Origin of the sequence: Cryobacterium sp. 10I5 (genome assembly GCF_035019865.1) — a bacterium.
GTDB classification, from domain to species: Bacteria; Actinomycetota; Actinomycetes; order Actinomycetales; family Microbacteriaceae; genus Cryobacterium; species Cryobacterium breve_A.
On record NZ_JASJVI010000184.1, the window covers coordinates 1 to 2,054 of the forward strand.

The following is a 2,054-nucleotide window of genomic DNA, read 5'->3' on the forward strand; positions in this document are numbered from 1 at the left end:
CGATACGACTTCGACCGCAACCTGCACCCCCTCAACCCCTTGGGAAGCTCCCTCTAACCGGCGATCTCCAGTTCTCCACGCTGGTAGCCGCCACTCCAGCACGACGCTGCCAAGCGTGCCAGCGATGCCAACACCGAGCAAACTGGCAACTGAGGTGCTGTCGACCGGCGTCTTCGCCGATATCCAAGTGGTGCTTTCCCACGAGTGGTGATGAATGCACAGAAGTCGCTGGTCTGGGTTGCATTCGAGTGCCCTAGAACCCGAGGACCCGAGGACCCGAGGGATGAAAGCGTCGAGTTGCGGATATCGACGCCGGGACAAGGCCAACAGGGATGCGGGCGGTATCCGTGGTCCGGGGACTTTCTGCCCAAGAAGCAATCCCTCTCCCCTGCTCCCGCCAGAAAATAGGCTTTCGCGTCAGACAGGTACCGTATCCGCGTGTCTCAAAGCGCTATTTTCGTTGTGACCCAGCGTGGATTTCCGGGATGGGTCGAGCGCCCTAGTTTCCTTTGCTGCAGGTTTGTTGAGCTGCTGTTTGTCCCGTCACGGTCGTCGGGAGGACGGCGCCCCCGGGGCCGGGCGTGGCCGCCTGCACAGGGGTGGGTGTGGTGGCCGGTACAGTCTTGCCCGGCACAGGAGTCGAGAGGGAAGTGGGCGTGGGATTCGGGGCCGCGGGCGTAGATTTGTCCAGAACGGCTGCCCGACCGGGGGCACCGCTGAGCTGAATGGGCTGGTCAGCGGCGAGAGCTGCGTTCACGACAGCAGCACCCTCCTTCTGCGGGATGACGCGGTTCACGTCCTGAGGGTCGGCCACAGCGGGGTACTGAAGGAAGACCATGTTCGCCAACCCGGTGTCCTTGAGCGCGAGCGCAATTTGAACCTGAGCCGTGGGATTGGTCAAGGTATCAGAGAGGACCATGTTGTCTGTCGCCGCCTTGGCCAGGGAGTACAGCATGACAGGGTTACCGAGGACGCCGCCCGTCTCGACTTTCCGGGCCAACGCGGCCATGAACACTTGCTGGTTGCTGATGCGACCCAGGTCGCTGCCGTCACCGACACCGTGTCTGCTCCGCAGGAACGACAAGGCCATGTCACCGACGATGCTCTGCTGTCCGGCCGCCAAATGCAAGGGCGGATTCGTGTAGAGGTCATCGATCGGGGAGGCCACACACACGGTAACGCCGCCGATGGCGTTGGACATCGCCGTGACCCCGTCGAAACTGATCTGGGCGGCGAAGGGAATCTGAACGCCGGTAAGTTTTTCGATCGTGAGCACCACGCAGGAAAGCCCTCCGCGGGCGAGCGTCGCGTTCAACATCACCCGACTGGACGCCGACGCCGTCGACCCATCAGATTGCGGACACGCAGGAACAGGGATCATGAGATCCCTAGGGAAACTGATCACACTCACGTTCTGATGGTTTTTCGAAATGTGTAATAACAGGGTGACATCGTTATTGCCCGCACCGGAACTTTCCGCCAAACCTGCGCCCGTCGCAAAGGCCCCACCCTGCCCGGACCGGGTATCCGTTCCCGTCAGGAGTAGATCGACCCCGCCGGAAATGGCTGCGACGTCTGCCGCAGGCGCAACAGTGCTCCCGGGTGTGTCCGCAAGGTGGGCGAGATGCACGCCCGGTTTCACGCTGCTGGCAACATCCCACGTGGCAACAGCTGCAATAGTCCCCCCACTGACCAGGAGAACGCTCACGGAGAACACGAGCGCGACCCTCACGGTTTGCCATGGGCTACGCCGCTGCAACCGTCCGTGCCGAATAGGGGCACCCAAGGAATGCGCTCGCGTCCGAAGCGGTAGCGGCGGCTTTTCCGTCACGTTGACCCCGGCTTTCTCCTGCGGTCCGAAAGCGGCTACCCCGTCAAAAACAACACGCTTGCTCCGCACCTTATACAACGCGAGTAGGCAACTGCTGGGAACCCACCGAGCGGTTCGTGGCTCTGTCAGCAGCCGGAGCGTGGGGAATCGAGGGTGTAGCTGGGACCAGGCTGCGTTCTGGCGCGGTGCGGGAGTGTCCTTCGGGCCTTTCCCGGGTCGAGGG

The 2,054-nt window shown here is 62.6% G+C and carries 1 protein-coding gene; it reads right to left on the bottom strand.

The window, feature by feature from the left end; all coding sequences use genetic code 11:
* Positions 1 to 499 precede the first annotated feature (499 nt).
* Positions 500 to 1,708 (bottom strand): LCP family protein, encoded by a 1,209-nt coding sequence (locus QN350_RS19570; protein WP_323507937.1) that lies wholly within the window; start codon positions 1,706 to 1,708, stop codon positions 500 to 502.
* Between the last annotated feature and the right edge of the window lie 346 nt (positions 1,709 to 2,054).